The sequence below is a fragment of the Streptomyces sp. NPDC032721 genome, assembly GCF_055579625.1.
Genome location: NZ_JBVIMX010000006.1, coordinates 235,010 through 249,205 on the forward strand (window position 1 = coordinate 235,010; position 14,196 = coordinate 249,205).

Genomic DNA, 14,196 nt, shown 5'->3' on the forward strand with positions numbered 1-14,196 from the left:
TGAACCGGCCGCACTGTTCGCCACAGCATGAGCCCCGTCCGTACACCGGACGGGGCTCATCGCTGTCACCGGGGCTGGATAGGGTGGGGGGCATCCCTTATCGGCTGCCCTTAGCGGCACGTGGACCCTGGAGCGGACCATGAACGTTGTGACCCCGGTTGGCGGCGACAGCGTGGCGGCCCGTAGCTGGCCGGGCATCCTCAACGCCCTGCTGCGCGGCGAGCACCTCGGCTCGGACGACACCGCCTGGGCCATGGACCGCATCATGAGCGGCGAGGCGACCGACGCCCAGATCGCCGGTTTCGCGGTCGCACTGCGCGCCAAGGGCGAGACGGTCGACGAAGTGACCGGTCTGGTACGGGCGATGTACACGCACGCCCGCACCATCGAGGTACCCGGCCCGAGCGTCGACATCGTCGGCACCGGCGGCGACCTCGCCAAGACGGTGAACATCTCCACCATGTCCGCGATCGTCATCGCCGGTACGGGCGCCAAGGTCGTCAAGCACGGCAACCGGGCCGCGTCCTCCGCCAGCGGCTCCTCGGACGTGCTGGAGAAGCTGGGCGTCAATCTGGACCTGACGCCCGCGCGGGTGGCCCAGGTCGCCGAAGAGGCGGGCATCACCTTCTGCTTCGCGGTGAAGTTCCACCCGGCGCTCAGGTACGCCGCCAAGGCCCGCAAGGAGCTCGGCGCGCAGACCACCTTCAACATCCTCGGCCCGCTCACCAACCCGGCGCAGGTGCGCGCCCAGGCGGTCGGGGTCGCCGACGTGCGGATGGCGCCGATCGTGGCCGGCGTGCTGGCCGCGCGGGGCAACTCCGCGCTCGTCTTCCGCGGGGACGACGGTCTCGACGAACTGACCACCACCGCGACCTCGCGGGTGTGGGTCGTACGGGACGGTGCCGTGCGCGAGGAGGCCTTCGACCCCCGGGACGTCGGCCTGGAGATCGTGCCCGTGGAGGCGCTGCGCGGCGCGGACGCCTCGTACAACGCGGAGGTCGCCCGCAGGCTGCTGGCGGGGGAGAAGGGGCCGGTGCGGGACGCCGTACTGCTGAACACGGCGGCCGCCCTGGTAGCTCTCAACCCCGGGGCGGGATCGCTGAACGAGCAGATCGCCGGCGGGATCGAGCAGGCCCGCGAGTCCCTCGACTCCGGGAACGCGCAGCGGGCGCTGGAGCGGTGGGTGGCGGCCAGCAACGCCTGAATCCCGCCCGATGTTTCTCGATGTGTGACGCAGAGCGCAGTCCGGATGTCTCGATACGCGGACTGCGCTCTTGCCATTCGTTGATCGTGTGGCAGGATGCTGGACAGGTCATGAGTGACAGCGACTACGGCCCCGGCCCGCTGTCCGGCAACCCTCCGTCCGTGGCGGGGTGCCCCGGGTGAAGACCAGGTCGTAGGCAGCGAGGTCTACGGCAAGCGCGGACCCCTGCGCACTCCTTTCGGAGTGGCGCGCCCCTGGGGTCCTGGTCCTCAAGGGAGCAGTCTCGTGAGCAAGCGAATGCGATAGGGCCGGTCGGCCCCGTTCCACCTTCACCTCCGCGCCGCCGGACCACGGCTGTGTGTCGAGGCAACTCCCGTACCCGACAGGGCAATTGAGCCCTCGTCAGTTGAGGTGCGGGCATCACTGAAGCCATTCCGCCTTGTCCTGCCAGGAGTTTCGCCATGTCCGCATCGCCCGTCGCCGCCACCTCCTCCGTCGCTTCCGACTCCTCCTCCGCCGAGTCCGCCGACCCCTGCTGCGCGGCGCCGCTGCCCGTCCTCGGCCGGGACGTGGCCGTGCCGCTGGTGACCGGCGGCGAGGTCACGTACGCGGCCCTCGACTACGCGGCGAGCGCCCCGGCGCTCCAGCGGGTGTGGGACGACGTGGCGGCGTACGCCCCGTACTACGGCAGCGTGCACCGGGGCGCCGGGTACCTGTCGCAGCTGTCCACGGACCTGTTCGAGAACAGCCGCAGGACCGTCCACGAGTTCCTCGACTGCCGGGACGAGGACCAGGTGGTCTTCACCCGGTCGACGACCGACTCGCTGAACCTGCTCTCCGCCGTGCTGTCCGCCGACTGCCAGGTGTTCGTCTTCGAGACCGAGCACCACGCGTCGCTGCTGCCCTGGCAGGACGCCAGGGTCACCTACCTGAACGCGCCGCGCACCCCCGCCCAGGCCGTCGAGACGCTGGAGCGGGCGCTCGCCGACCGGGACCCGTACGGGCCCGCGCTGGTGTGTGTGACGGGTGCCTCCAACGTCACCGGTGAGATCTGGCCGGTGCGCGAGCTGGCCGCCGCCGCGCACGCCCACGGTGCCCGGATCGTGCTGGACGCGGCGCAGCTCGCGCCCCACCACCCCGTCTCCGTAAAGGAGTTGGACGTCGACTGGGTCGCCTTCTCCGGGCACAAGCTGTACGCGCCGTTCGGCTCGGGCGTGCTCGCCGGGCGGGCCGACTGGCTCCAGGACGCCGAGCCGTACCTGGCCGGTGGCGGCGCCTCGAAGAAGGTCGCGCGGCGCACCGACGGCGGCGTGGACGTGGAGTGGCACACCACCGCAGCCCGCCACGAGGCCGGTTCGCCCAACGTCATCGGCGTCTACTCCATCGCCTCCGCCTGCAAGGCGCTCACCGAGGCCGGCTTCGACTCGCTGGTCGAGCGGGAGCAGTCGCTGGTGCGGAAGGTGCGCGAGGGGCTGGCCGAGGTTCCGGCGGTGAAGGTCCTGTCGCTCTTCGGCGACGACGCCCCGCGCGTCGGTGTCATCTCCTTCGTGGTCGACGGCTGGAACAGCTCGCACTTCGCGGCCGCGCTCTCCGCCGAGTACGGGATCGGCGTCCGCGACGGGCTCTTCTGCGCCCACCCGCTGGTGCGCACCCTGCTCGGCAGCGACCCGCAGGACCCGGGCGAGTGCGGCGCCCCCGAGGCCGAGCCGGGCGAGCGCTCCCTCAACGCCATCCGGGTGAGCTTCGGCGCGGGCACCCCGGACGAGCACGTGGAGCGGTTCGTGACGGCCGTCAAGGAGCTCGTCGAGAACGGTGCGCAGTGGAACTACCGCACCGAGGACGGGCGTTGCGTCCCGGCGGTCTGAGGCACCCGGCCCGCGCGGGCCGTCCGTACCCCCAACTGGATCATCCGCAGGGCCCGTTCGGTCGCGTCGGTGAGGAACTCGCCGCCCCGGCCCAGGGCCTCGGTCAGCGACACGGGCGCGGGCAGGATCGCACTGTAGGCGTCCGCGCCGACCGCCGTGATCTCGTGCGCACCCTCGCCGATGGTGCCCGCCAGGACCAGCACCGGGCGCCCCAACGCCCGTGACCTGCGCGCCACTTCGGCGGGCACCTTGCCGCGCGGGGTCTGCCGGTCGAGGGCGCCCTCGGCGGTGATGACGAGGTCGGCGCGGGCGAGCCGGGCGTCCAGGTCGAGGTGGTCCAGGAGCACGTCGAAACGGGGGAGCAGCCGGCCGCCGAGTGCGGCGAGCCCGGCGCCGAGACCGCCGGAGGCGCCGGTTCCGGGGCCGTGGCGGAGGTCGGCCGTGGTGGTGAGGTCGCGCTCCAGGACGTACGCCCAGTGCTCCAGCCCCTGCGAGAGCGCTTCGGTCTGCCCCGGTGTGGCTCCCTTCTGCGGGCCGAAGACGCGGGCGACGCCGTGCGGGCCGCACAGAATGTTGTGCGGGTTGCAGGCGACGAGGAGCTCGGTGGTGGTCAGCCGGGGGTCCAGGCCGGTCGTGTCGATCCGGTGGAGTCGGCTCAACGCGCCGCCGCCGTAAGGGAGTTCCTGTCCTGCGCTGTCGAGGAGGCGGGCGCCCAGGGCCTGGAGGGCGCCCGCGCCGCCGTCCGACGTGCCGGAGTCGCCGCAGCCGACGAGGACGCGGCGTGCGCCGTGGTCGAGGGCGGCGCGGATCAGCTCTCCGACGCCGTACGTGGTCGTCGCGCCGGGGTCGCGCAGGGAGCGCGGCACCAGGGACAGCCCTGCCACGGCGGCCATCTCGACCACGGCGGTGGTGCGGTCGAGGAGGGCGAAGTGGGTGCCGATCGGCTCGCCGGTGGGACCGGTGGCGGGCAGGGCGACGAGGCGTCCGCCGGGGGTGGCTGCGGCGAGGGTGCGGGCGGTGCCCTCACCGCCGTCGACCAGGGGGATCAGGTCGAGGGTGGCGCGGGGCAGGGTCCTGCGCACGCCCTGGCCGATGGCTTCGGCGGCGGCTTCGGCGGACAGCGACTCCTTGAAGCCGCTGGGGGCGATGGCGACATGACGTACCGGCACGGGAACTCCAGGATCAGCGGGCGGGGAGGATCAGCGGGCGGTGAGGGTGAAGGGGACGCCGAGCAGCGGCCAGACGGCCAGCGCGAACAGCAGCACGGTGGCAGCGGTCAGCGGGGCCAGCACGGCGGACAGTCTCAGCAGGTCGCGCGGGGTGTAGGTCGGGGTGTCCGGGAGGTCCGCGTAGAGCGCCACGGGCTTGGCGGAGGCCGGGAGGGTGTGGCAGAACCCGGCCGCGGCGGTCGAGGCGAGGGCGGCGGCCACCGGGTTCACCCCGGCCCCGACCGCCGCCGCGACCACGAGGGGGACGAGCACGCTGGAGCGCGCCGAGCGGGACTGGAGGATCAGGTGTGCCGCCGTGCTGACGGCGACGACGGCGCCGAGGAACGCCCACGGCGGGATCCCGGCCAGCGGCAGCAGCCCCATCAGCCGGCGGGCCGCGCCCGAGTCGGCGAGCGCCACCCCCATCGCCATCGTGGCCGCCATGAAGAGGAGCAGCGACCACGGGACGGTGCCCAGCGCCTCCTTCAGCCGTACGGTGCCCAGCGCGGGCGAGGCGGCGACCACCGCACCGATCAACGCGACCACGGCGGGCGGCACTTGGTGCAGCGGCTCGCTGCACCAGAGCAGCACCACGGTGGCGAGCAGCGCGGCGCAGCGGGCCTCGGCGGCGGCGAGCGGTCCGGTGACCGGGCGGTCGCTGTGCTCCTGGATCCGCGCGGTGGTGATCTTCACCGGGGTACGGCGGTCCTCGCGCCGGGTGGTGGTGAGCAGGACGGCCTCGGCGGCGAGGTGGCTGGAGACGACCGCCAGGGGCAGGCCGAGCAGCAGCCACTGGGTGAAGCCGATGCGCTGCCCGGTCGCTTCGAAGAGCACCGAGACGGTGATGAGGTGCGCGCCCGCGCCGATGAGCGTGGCCACCGCCGAGAGCAGGATCACCGTGGGGAACAGCAGGGCCAGCATCACCACGACCCGGCGCCGGCCGGCCAGCGCCTTGGCCAGGGCGAGGAACACCGGGAGTGCGAGCGCGGCCCGCCCCGAGGTCGCGGGGACGGCGAACACCGTGACGATCAGGGCGGCGGTGGTGAGGTGGGTGAGCTGGCGGAGCGTCCGGGCACCGCTCACCAGGAAGGCGGCGGCACGTCCGGCGAGGCCGGTGCGGGCCACGGCGGCGGCCAGTACGAAGGCGCAGATGAGCAGCCACACGGTCTCGTCACCGAGCGTCCCGAACAGGGTCTCGCTGCCGATCACCCCGGTGGCGGTCAGCGCGAGCCCGGCGCCGAGCGCGATGTACGTGTCGTCGACGGGGGTGGCGATCCACGCGGCGGTCGCGAGCACGAAGACCAGGAGTGTGAGCCGGGCGTCGGTGGACAGGGGCGGCAGCGCACCGGGGAGGAGTAGGAGGGTGCAGAGGCCCAGGGTGAGGACGAGGGTGACGTAATGGGTGGGGCGGAGGGTGAAGCGGGAGGACGACGGGGCCGGGGAGGCGGAGGGGGAGTCGGCGGGGGCGGAGCCGGGGTCGGGTGTGCGGAGTGTCGGAGGCACGCGACCAAGCCTGGCGGGGCGGGGTGAGGCGGTTATGAGGCGTTGATGAAGGGGACTTCATGGGGACTTCAGCGGGTCCTCAGGGCAGGCGGTAGCCCATTCCCCGGACTGTTTCCACCTGTTGGGGGCCCAGCTTCTTGCGGAGGGCCCGGACATAGACGTCCACGATGTTCGAGCCGGGGTCGAAGTCGTAGCCCCAGACGTGGGACAGGATCTGTTCGCGTGAGAGGACCTGGCCGGGGTGGCGCAGGAAGAGTTCGAGGAGGACGAACTCGCGGGCGGTCAGATCGACGGTGCGGTCCGCCGCACGGGCGCGACGGGTGCGCAGGTCGAGGGAGAGTGCGCCGCTGCGGAGCACGGTGACCTCGGGGACCCGGGCCGCGGTGCGCAGCCGGAGGCGGATCCGGGCGAGGAGCTCCTCGAAGCGGAAGGGCTTGGTCATCCAGTCGTCGGCGCCGCCCTCCAGACCCGCCACGGTGTCGCGCACCGAGTCGCGGGCCGTGAGGACGATGACCGGGGTGGTCACCCGGGCCTCGCGCAGTTCGCGCAGGACCGTGAAGCCGTCCCGTCCCGGCAGGCCGATGTCCAGCAGGACCAGGTCGAAGCCGCCCGTGCTGACGTAGTCGTACGCCGTGTCGCCGTCGCAGGCGACCGTCGTGGTGAAGCCGTTGGCGCGCAGGCCCTTTTCGACGAAGGACGCGATGCGTTCCTCGTCCTCGACGATGAGGATGCGGTTCATGGGGTGGGTGTCCCTTCCGGTTCGGCGAGGGGCGGGGTGGGGCCGGGATCCGGCAGTACGAGGGTGAAGGTGGCGCCGGTGCCGGAGGCCGGGCGGACGTCCGGGGGCGAGCCACCGGGGGCGGAGCCGTGGGCCGGGCCGTGCGTGGGGCTGTGGTCCGGGCCGTGCGTGGGGCCGTGGGCCGGGCCGTGCGTGGGGCGCAGTTCGACCCGGCCGCGGTGGCCTTCCGCTATCGCCTTCACGATGGCCAGGCCCAGGCCCGCCCCGGTGCTGCGGGCGCCGCGTCGTGCCGTACCGCGCCGGAAGCGTTCGAAGATCACGGCGGCGTCCCTGGCCGGCACACCGGGCCCGCTGTCGGCCACGTACAGCTCGATGACCGGGACCCCGTCCTGGGGGACGCGCACCCGGGAGCCGAGGGCGATGCGGCTGCCGGGCGCGGTGTGCTGGACCGCGTTCTGGGCGAGCTGCACCATGGCCTGGGTGATCCGCTGCGGGTCCAGCCCGGCCTCCCGGTCGGCCACTTCGGCCAGCACCCACTCCCGGTCGCCCAGCGTGCGCGCCTTCACGAAGACGTCCGCGGTCAGTTCCGCCAGCTGCACCGGCTCCGGGGTGACGAAGTCCGGCCGCTCCGCCTTCGCGAGCAGCAGCAGGTCCTCCACCATGCGGCTCATCCGGTCGAGTTCGTCGGTGACGAGGCGGACGGTCTCCTCGCGTTCCGCCGGGTCGTCGCCCATCAGCTCCAGGTGGCCGCGCACGATCGTGATGGGGGTACGGAGCTCGTGCCCTGCGTCGTCCACGAACTCGCGCTGCGCGGCGAACGCACGCTCCAGCCGGTCGAGCATCGCGTTGAAGGTCTCGGCGAGGGCGGCGATGTCGTCCCTGCCCTGCACCGGGATGCGCCGGGTGAGGTCCTGCTCGGTGAGCTGGGCCGCCGTGCTGCGCACGAGGCGGACCGGGGCGAGGATCCGCCCCGCGACCGCCCAGCCGATGCCGGTCGACATCAGCAGTGCCACCCCCGAGATGGCCAGCAGGATGCGGAACGTCTTGTCGGCGACGGCCCGTTCGCGCTCGCTGTGGAAGACGACGACGAAGGCGCCCTCGGTGGGCCCCGCGATCGGCACCTTCGCCCAGGCGACCTCGCCGGAGCCCTTGCGGTGCAGTGACCCGGTCGGGGCGTCGGCGGCGAAGATCTCGGTCAGCGCGGCGGAGTCCTGGTGCAGGGCCGTGCCCGGCGGGAAGTCGCGGGGCTGGCGGATGACGCGGGGGCGGGGGCCCGTGGTGCGGGTGAGGCCGAGGAGTTCCTCGTCCGGGTCGGAGTACTGGCGTTGCAGGAAGACCTCCAGGAGGCGGTGGGTGTCCGTGAAACGCCCGCCGGTCTCCGGGTCCACGCCCTGCGCCACGAAGTTCGCGAACTCCCGGGTCTCCTGGGTCAGCAGCTGGCTTATCCGGCTGTCCACGTCGCGCAGCAGCAGCGACCGGGTGGTCGTCGCGACGGCGGCGAGCGCCACCGCCATCACCAGCAGCAGCCACAGCAGGATGCGGACCCTGGCCGAGATCCGGGGACCGCGCGGCTCGGCGGACTGTGCGGTTCCCGCCGCTCCCACCGCTCCCGCCTCAGCCGCCGGGTCAGTTGGCGTCGTCACCGGGGGAGCCCCCCGGGGTGCCGCCCCGCTCGGTCCTGTCGTCGAGGTCGTCGTCATCGTCCTCGCCCCTGGCGCCGGGCCCCGGCACGACCCAGTCGCCGGCCGGCGTGCCCGTCGGCGTACCGGAGGGCGGGGAGGAAGGAGAAGCGGAAGGGGAGGGCGCGGGTCCGGAGGGGCGCTGCGTCGGGGCTCCCGGGCCGCCGGTGAGTTCGACCTTGGGCGGCACTTCGGGCGCCCGGGGCGCGTCGGTCAGCGCGTAGCTCGTCGCCGCGATGCCCAGGGGTATCGCGACGACGGCCGCGAGGGTCGCCAAGCGGTGGGAGAAAGCCATGCCGCCAGCCTGGCAGCCGCACGGCCGCCCGCACATGAGGGCCTGATGAAGAACCCTTCATGTACGGCGGCCGGGGCGTGGGCCGTCCGCTCAGCCGTCGAGGCCGATCGAGAAGGCCGCCTCCAGGTCGTGCTGCGAGTACGTACGGAACGCGACGTGCGTGTCCGTGCCCTCGACACCGGGGATCTTGCTGATCGAACCGGGGATGATGTCCGCCAGGTCGTCGTGGCGCCCGACCCGCACCATGGCGATCAGGTCGTACGTACCGGTGACCGAGAACACCTCGCTGACGCTGTCGAGCGCGGCGATCGACTCGGCGATCTCGGGGATCCGGTCCACGCTGGTCTTGATGAGCACGATCGCGGTGATCACGGCTGGCTTTCTCCCTCGGTGGCCGGTTCTGCTGCTGCGGCCTTCACTCTAGTCGTACGGGGATAACGCGCCCACGCGTAGAGGAAGCCGCCCGCGAAGCCGACCACGTGCGCCAGGTACGCCACCCCGGACCCGGTGCCCAGTCCCTGCGCGGCCAGCCACTGGAGCACGAACCAGAAGACCAGCACGATCCAGGCCGGGAAGCGGAGCGGCAGGAAGAGCAGGAAGGGGAACAGGCTCGTCACGCGCGCGTGCGGGAAGAGCCGCAGGAACGCCCCGAGCACCGCGGAGATCGCCCCGGACGCCCCGACCAGCGTCTCGTCGGAGGAGGCGTGCACGACGGCGTACACGACGAGCGCGAGGTACCCGGTGATCACGTAGAAGAGGAGGAAGCGGAGCCGGCCCATGCGCTCCTCGGTCATCACCCCGAAGACGTACAGGAAGAGCATGTTGCCCAGCAGGTGCAGCCAGTTGCCGTGCACGAACAGGGCGGTGAGCGGGGTGAGCACGGCGTGCGGCGTCGCCTTCACCAGTTCCGCGGGGACGACGCCCCAGCGCTCGAAGTAGGCGCTCTGCGCGGCGAGAAGGGCGTCGCCGGTGCCGTACGCGGGGATGAAGCCGGAGGCCGGGCCGATCAGGAAGACCACGCAGCAGACACCGATCAGGCCGTACGTCACGACCGGCGTGCGGGAGAGGGACTGCCACCGGGACCGCCACCGGGACTGCCGCCCGGACCCCCGTTGCGGCTGCCGTCGCGGCCACCGGCGGGCCGCCCTGTCCTTGGCCGTGACCTTGATCATGGGTTCGAGCATGACGCAAGGGACGGGGCCGGGGAGGCCGCCTCGCCGGTACCGGGCGCGGCCCCGTCCGTCACTTCCGTCCGTCACTTCCGTGCACGGGCCGGGGCCGGTCTCAAGGGTCGGCCGCCCCCCGCGCGGGGTAGCGGTAAGGCCGTAGGGTTGCGCGCAGGGTATCCGCAGTTCGACGGCGCACCGCGGCAACGACGTACGACATCTGTGTGAAAGCACAGCTACGAGGACGAGGACGGTACGCATGACGACGACGGTTCCCCTGCCCACCGCCGCCACCCGGTGGCGCTGCACCCTCTGCGGCAACCTCACGCGCTTCGACGTGACCCGCTCGTCGAAGGTCGTGGAGTACGTCCACCTCGACCTGGCCGGGGAGTCGAAGGTCGAGGAACGCGAGGTGGTCAGTGAGACCATCGAGTCGGTGCGTTGCCGCTGGTGCAACGCGGTGGATCAGATCGAACTGGTGGACAGGCCGGACGCCACCTCCTGAGGGCCTTGGCAGGTCTTCGCGAGAGCGGCCCGGCAGGGCAGTGCCCATGAGGGCACGAAGGTAGTGGGGTGACGGATTGTGGAGCCTGCGAGCGGCGCGGAACCGGCCGGCTCGGCCGACGACGCCGCAGAGGTGCTCGACCGCCCGTTGCCCGAAGGGGTGCGGCGCCGGGTCGTGACGCTGGTCTCGGACGCGTTCGGCGGCCTGACCGTCGCCGAACTTCCCGCCCAGTTGCGGCAGTACGCCCGGTTCACCCCGACCAGACGTGCCAAGTTCGCGGGCAACGCGATGGCGGCCGCACTGGAGAGCGACCCGGTCTTCCGGCAGCGCATCGGCGAGCGGCTGCGCGAGGCGCAGCCCGAGCTCGCGGGAGCGCTGGAGGCCGGGTCGCCGCCTGCCGCCGCCGATCCCGTCGACGTGGCCGCGGCGGCCTATGTGCTGCGCCCGGTCGGCTGGGTGAAGCTGGTGGCCGCCGCGGGCGAGGAGGCCGAGCGGGCCGGCGCGGAGCGCGCCGACGAGGCCGCCCAGCGCGAACTGGAGCAGCTGCGCGCCGAGTTGGCCGAGGCCAGGGAGCGCACCAAGGCGGAGACCGAGCGGCTGCGCACCGAGCTCGAAGGCGCCCGCAAGGACTCCGACGCCGCCCAGCGCAAGCTGCGCGGCGCACTGAGCGACGTCAAGCGCGGTGAGGCCGCGCTGCGCAAGACGCAGGCGGAGATCGACGGCATCAGAGCGGAGGCCGCCGCCCAGGTCGCCTCCGCCGAGGCCGAGTCGCGGCGGCTGCGGGCCAGGCTCGGCGAGGCGGAGGCGTCCGCCGAGGCGGGGCGCCGTGCGGTACGGGAGGGACGCAGCGTGGAGGACATGCGCCTGCGGCTCCTGCTGGACACGGTGCTCGAAGCGGCCCAGGGGCTGCGCAGGGAACTGGCGCTGCCGCCGTCCACGGGGCGGCCCGCCGACAGCGTGGACGCGGTCGAGCCGGGGCGGATGTCGCCCAAGGACATCGCGACCCGGGCCCTGTCCGACACCGACCCGGCCGTACTGGACCAGCTGCTGGCGCTGCCGCAGGCCCACTTGGTGGTCGACGGCTACAACGTGACCAAGACCGGCTATCCGACGATGCCGCTGGAGAAGCAGCGGCTGCGGCTGCTGGGCGGGCTCTCCATGCTGGCCGCCGCGTCCGGGGCCGAGGTGACCTGTGTCTTCGACGGCGCGGAGCTGGCGGCTCCGGTGCTGCTTGCGCCGCCGCGCGGGGTGCGGGTGCTGTTCAGCAAGGCGGGCGTGACGGCGGACGAGCTGATCCGTCAGCTGGTGCGGGCGGAGCCGGCCGGGCGTCCCGTGGTCGTGGTCTCCACGGACCGGGAGGTCGCGGACGGGGTCGCCAAGTCCGGGGCGAGGCCGGTCGCTTCGGCGATGCTCCTGAAGCGGCTTTCGCGTGCTTGAGGAGAATTCTGGGCGGATGCCCAAGTCATGTGGTCAATGTCCGAATTGAGGTTGATCCGGCATGGCGTTCCGTCAACTCCCGGTGACGCGCTGTGTGGCAGAGGGAAATTATGTGTCTCGTGGGCAAGATTTTTCCTGTGAGGATTTGAACTGATCACAAGAAGGTCACTAGGGTCTGGGCTCGAACCTTCGCGCGGTTGATCACTCATCCGGAGTATCAGCGAGGTCGCCGCCAACCGCTGACCGGTAGGTGGTTCGAGGAAGAAGGAGCTCGCCTCCGTGGCGTCCCACCGTCGACCCAAGAACCCGAGCCGCACGCGTGTGACCGTGCTCTCCCTCGCCGCCACCGCAGCCGTGGCACTCACCTCCCAGTCGGCGAACGCCGCACCCAAGCCGGACAAGAAGGAAGTCAAGGCGAAGGTCGACGCGCTGCACGAGGAGGCGGAGGGCGCCACCGAGAAGCACAACGCGGCGAAGGAGAAGCAGGAGACCCTGGAGAAGCAGATCAAGGGCCTCCAGGACAAGTCGGCCCGCGGTCAGAGCGAGCTCAACCAGATGCGCCAGGGCCTCGGTTCGCTGGCCACCGCCCAGTACCGCACCGGCGCCGTGGACCCCTCGCTCCAGCTCTTCCTCTCCTCCGAGCCGGACCAGTTCCTGGACCGCGCCGCCGCGATGAACCAGCTGACCGCCAAGCAGGCCGAGTCGCTGCGCAAGATCCAGGCCAAGCAGCGCACCCTCGCCCAGCAGCGCACCGAGGCGACCGGCAAGCTGGCCGACCTCGCCGCCGTCCGCAAGGAGCTCGGCGAGAAGAAGAAGGTCGTCACCGGCAAGCTGGCCGAGGCGCAGGCGCTGCTCAACACGCTGACCAAGGCCGAGCGCGACGCCATGGCGGCCGACGACGCACGCGCCAGCCGCGACGCGGGCGACCGCGCCGACCTCGGCGACGTGGCCCCCGGCTCCGGCATCGGCGCCGCCGCCATGGCCAAGGCGCAGACGAAGATAGGCGCGCCGTACGACTGGGGAAACAAGGGCCCGAACGCGTTCGACTGCTCCGGCCTCGTCTACTGGGCGTTCCAGCAGGTCAACGTGACCGTGGGCGGCAGCACGTACACCCAGGAGAGCGCGGGCCGGAAGATCTACAACCGGAGCGAACTGCGCCCCGGCGACCTGGTCTTCTTCAACAACCTCCAGCACGTGGGCTTCTACGCCGGCAACGGCATGTCGCTGCACGCCCCCAAGCCGGGCACCAACGTGCGCATCGAGGACATGAAGTACCTCGGCCCGTTCCAGTTCGGTGTCCGCGTCGGCGGCTGAGCACACCGCCCATGGGCTGAACACACCGCCCGTTCGGGCGAATTGCCGCGCCCCTCGCTGACTGCCCGCCCCGCCGGTGACCCTGGTCATCCGCGGGGCGTCGCGCTGTTCACACCATGTTCGAGTACGGCGAGGTCTTTGGCCGCCGTGTGACCGTCCCGCTACTGTCTGCCGCGCAGTGCCCGTCCAGCAGTCCGCCCGCCCCGGGCGGCAGGGTGCTGCCACCCAGCAGTGGAAGGAGTGCGGCTTCCTGTGGCGTCACACCGTCGTCCCTCGCAGTCCGGGCTCACACAGAGCACCCGCGTCACCGTCCTGTCCGCCGCCGCGGCCACCGCGGCAGCGGCCCTCGGGGCCACCCCGGCCAGTGCCGACCCGGTGGGCACGGCCACCGCCACCCAGGCCACCGTGGACCGGCTCTTCGCACAGGCCGAGCAGGCCACCGAGAAGTACAACAAGGCCAACGAGCTCTCCGCCGCGCTGCGCAAGGAGGTCGCGCAGGCCCGCGACCGCACCGCCCGGGGCCAGGAGCGGATCAACCGGATGCGCGGTGTCCTGGGACAGCTCGCGGGCGCCCAGTACCGGTCCGGCGGCATGGACCCCGCGGTGTCACTGCTGCTCTCGGAGAACCCGGACAGCTACCTCGACAAGGCCGCCGCCCTCGACCGGGTCAGCGCGCTGCACACCGGCCGCCTGCACGAACTCACCGAGGCTCAGCGGCAACTGGCCCAGGAGCGGGCCGAGGCCGGCCGCAAGCTGGCCGAGCTGGACCGCAGCCGGGCCGTCGTCTCGCGCCACAAGCGCACGGTCGAGGGCAAACTGGCCGAGGCCCGCCGGGTGGTGAACGCGCTCTCCGCCCGGGACCGCGCCGAGTTCGACCGGAGTTCGCGCAGCGGCCGTGAGCCGATGCCGGAGATGTCCGGTGCGATGCCCGCCTCCTCGCGCGCCGCCGCCGCCGTCCTGGCGGCCAGGAACGCCGTCGGCAAGCCGTACGTCTGGGGCGCCAACGGGCCCTCCGGATTCGACTGTTCCGGCCTGATGCAGTGGAGCTACGGCCAGGCCGGCGTCTCCCTGCCGCGCACCTCGCAGGCTCAGCGCCACGCCGGTCAGCAGGTCGCGCTCGACCAGGCGCAGCCCGGTGACCTGGTCGCCTACCGCGACGACGCCAGCCACATCGGCATGTACATGGGCAACGGGCAGGTCGTGCACGCGCCCTACCCGGGGGCGCCGGTGCGCTACGACCCGGTCGGGATGATGCCCATCTCCTCGGTCACCCGCGTCTGA

At 72.5% G+C, this 14,196-nt stretch carries 13 protein-coding genes and 1 riboswitch; of the genes, 6 read left to right on the forward strand and 7 right to left on the reverse strand.

All coding sequences use genetic code 11. From position 1 onward, the window contains the following. Window positions 1-139 precede the first annotated feature (139 nt). Window positions 140-1,204 carry an anthranilate phosphoribosyltransferase gene (gene trpD / locus ACZ5PB_RS15205; RefSeq protein WP_468691259.1) on the forward strand — a complete coding sequence of 355 codons (1,065 nt, stop codon included), beginning with the start codon at window positions 140-142 and terminating at the stop codon, window positions 1,202-1,204. Window positions 1,205-1,310: 106 nt separating this feature from the next. Beyond that, window positions 1,311-1,428: riboswitch (SAM riboswitch) on the forward strand. 237 nt (window positions 1,429-1,665) lie between these two features. Further along, entirely contained in the window at window positions 1,666-3,069 is a 1,404-nt protein-coding gene (locus tag ACZ5PB_RS15210) for an aminotransferase class V-fold PLP-dependent enzyme (protein ID WP_468691261.1), read from the forward strand. Here ACZ5PB_RS15210 and ACZ5PB_RS15215 read toward each other — a convergent pair. From ACZ5PB_RS15215 to ACZ5PB_RS15245, 7 genes are all read right to left on the reverse strand, one after another. Further along, window positions 3,030-4,238, reverse strand: coding sequence for a glycerate kinase family protein (locus ACZ5PB_RS15215; RefSeq protein WP_468691262.1), 1,209 nt, complete (start codon window positions 4,236-4,238; stop codon window positions 3,030-3,032). The genes ACZ5PB_RS15210 and ACZ5PB_RS15215 overlap by 40 nt on opposite strands. 30 nt (window positions 4,239-4,268) lie before the next feature. Next, window positions 4,269-5,654 carry an SLC13 family permease gene (locus ACZ5PB_RS15220; RefSeq protein WP_468691553.1) on the reverse strand — a complete coding sequence of 462 codons (1,386 nt, stop codon included), beginning with the start codon at window positions 5,652-5,654 and terminating at the stop codon, window positions 4,269-4,271. A 205-nt stretch (window positions 5,655-5,859) separates the two neighbouring features. After that, window positions 5,860-6,519, reverse strand: coding sequence for a response regulator transcription factor (locus tag ACZ5PB_RS15225; RefSeq protein ID WP_468691264.1), 660 nt, complete (start codon window positions 6,517-6,519; stop codon window positions 5,860-5,862). Further along, the gene (locus tag ACZ5PB_RS15230; protein WP_468691555.1) at window positions 6,516-8,033 is read right to left on the reverse strand and encodes a sensor histidine kinase; all 1,518 of its coding nucleotides are present in this window, start codon (window positions 8,031-8,033) and stop codon (window positions 6,516-6,518) included. Before ACZ5PB_RS15230 ends, ACZ5PB_RS15225 begins: the two co-directional genes overlap by 4 nt. Before the next feature lie 112 nt (window positions 8,034-8,145). Further along, on the reverse strand, window positions 8,146-8,493 hold the full coding sequence (locus ACZ5PB_RS15235; protein WP_468691265.1) for a small hydrophilic protein: 348 nt from the start codon (window positions 8,491-8,493) through the stop codon (window positions 8,146-8,148). Window positions 8,494-8,583: 90 nt separating this feature from the next. Then, complete coding sequence (locus tag ACZ5PB_RS15240) at window positions 8,584-8,865, reverse strand: Lrp/AsnC family transcriptional regulator (RefSeq protein WP_468691266.1); 282 nt, start codon at window positions 8,863-8,865, stop codon at window positions 8,584-8,586. Continuing rightward, window positions 8,862-9,542 (reverse strand): rhomboid family intramembrane serine protease, encoded by a 681-nt coding sequence (locus ACZ5PB_RS15245; protein WP_468691556.1) that lies wholly within the window; start codon window positions 9,540-9,542, stop codon window positions 8,862-8,864. The genes ACZ5PB_RS15240 and ACZ5PB_RS15245 overlap by 4 nt, the downstream gene beginning before the upstream one ends. A gap of 376 nt (window positions 9,543-9,918) precedes the next feature. Here ACZ5PB_RS15245 and ACZ5PB_RS15250 point away from each other — a divergent pair, with 376 nt between their 5' ends. The 4 genes from ACZ5PB_RS15250 to ACZ5PB_RS15265 all read left to right on the forward strand — a co-directional run bounded on the left by ACZ5PB_RS15250 (window position 9,919) and on the right by ACZ5PB_RS15265 (window position 14,196). Further along, window positions 9,919-10,164 (forward strand): hypothetical protein, encoded by a 246-nt coding sequence (locus tag ACZ5PB_RS15250; RefSeq protein ID WP_468691269.1) that lies wholly within the window; start codon window positions 9,919-9,921, stop codon window positions 10,162-10,164. 75 nt (window positions 10,165-10,239) lie between these two features. Then, window positions 10,240-11,601 (forward strand): NYN domain-containing protein, encoded by a 1,362-nt coding sequence (locus ACZ5PB_RS15255; protein ID WP_468691557.1) that lies wholly within the window; start codon window positions 10,240-10,242, stop codon window positions 11,599-11,601. A gap of 279 nt (window positions 11,602-11,880) precedes the next feature. Continuing rightward, window positions 11,881-12,915: a C40 family peptidase gene (locus ACZ5PB_RS15260; RefSeq protein WP_468691272.1), complete on the forward strand. Its 1,035-nt coding sequence runs from the start codon at window positions 11,881-11,883 to the stop codon at window positions 12,913-12,915. Between the two features lie 252 nt (window positions 12,916-13,167). Then, the gene (locus tag ACZ5PB_RS15265; protein ID WP_468691273.1) at window positions 13,168-14,196 is read left to right on the forward strand and encodes a C40 family peptidase; all 1,029 of its coding nucleotides are present in this window, start codon (window positions 13,168-13,170) and stop codon (window positions 14,194-14,196) included.

Excerpts from the sequence above, each read along its gene's own strand:
- ACZ5PB_RS15230 (WP_468691555.1), bottom strand. The coding sequence starts at position 8,033 with ATGGCGGTGGCGCTCGCCGCCGTCGCGACGACCACCCGGTCGCTGCTG.
- ACZ5PB_RS15250 (WP_468691269.1), top strand. The coding sequence starts at position 9,919 with ATGACGACGACGGTTCCCCTGCCCACCGCCGCCACCCGGTGGCGCTGC.
- ACZ5PB_RS15210 (WP_468691261.1), top strand. The coding sequence starts at position 1,666 with ATGTCCGCATCGCCCGTCGCCGCCACCTCCTCCGTCGCTTCCGACTCC.
- trpD (WP_468691259.1), top strand. The coding sequence starts at position 140 with ATGAACGTTGTGACCCCGGTTGGCGGCGACAGCGTGGCGGCCCGTAGC.
- ACZ5PB_RS15235 (WP_468691265.1), bottom strand. The coding sequence starts at position 8,493 with ATGGCTTTCTCCCACCGCTTGGCGACCCTCGCGGCCGTCGTCGCGATA.
- ACZ5PB_RS15225 (WP_468691264.1), bottom strand. The coding sequence starts at position 6,519 with ATGAACCGCATCCTCATCGTCGAGGACGAGGAACGCATCGCGTCCTTC.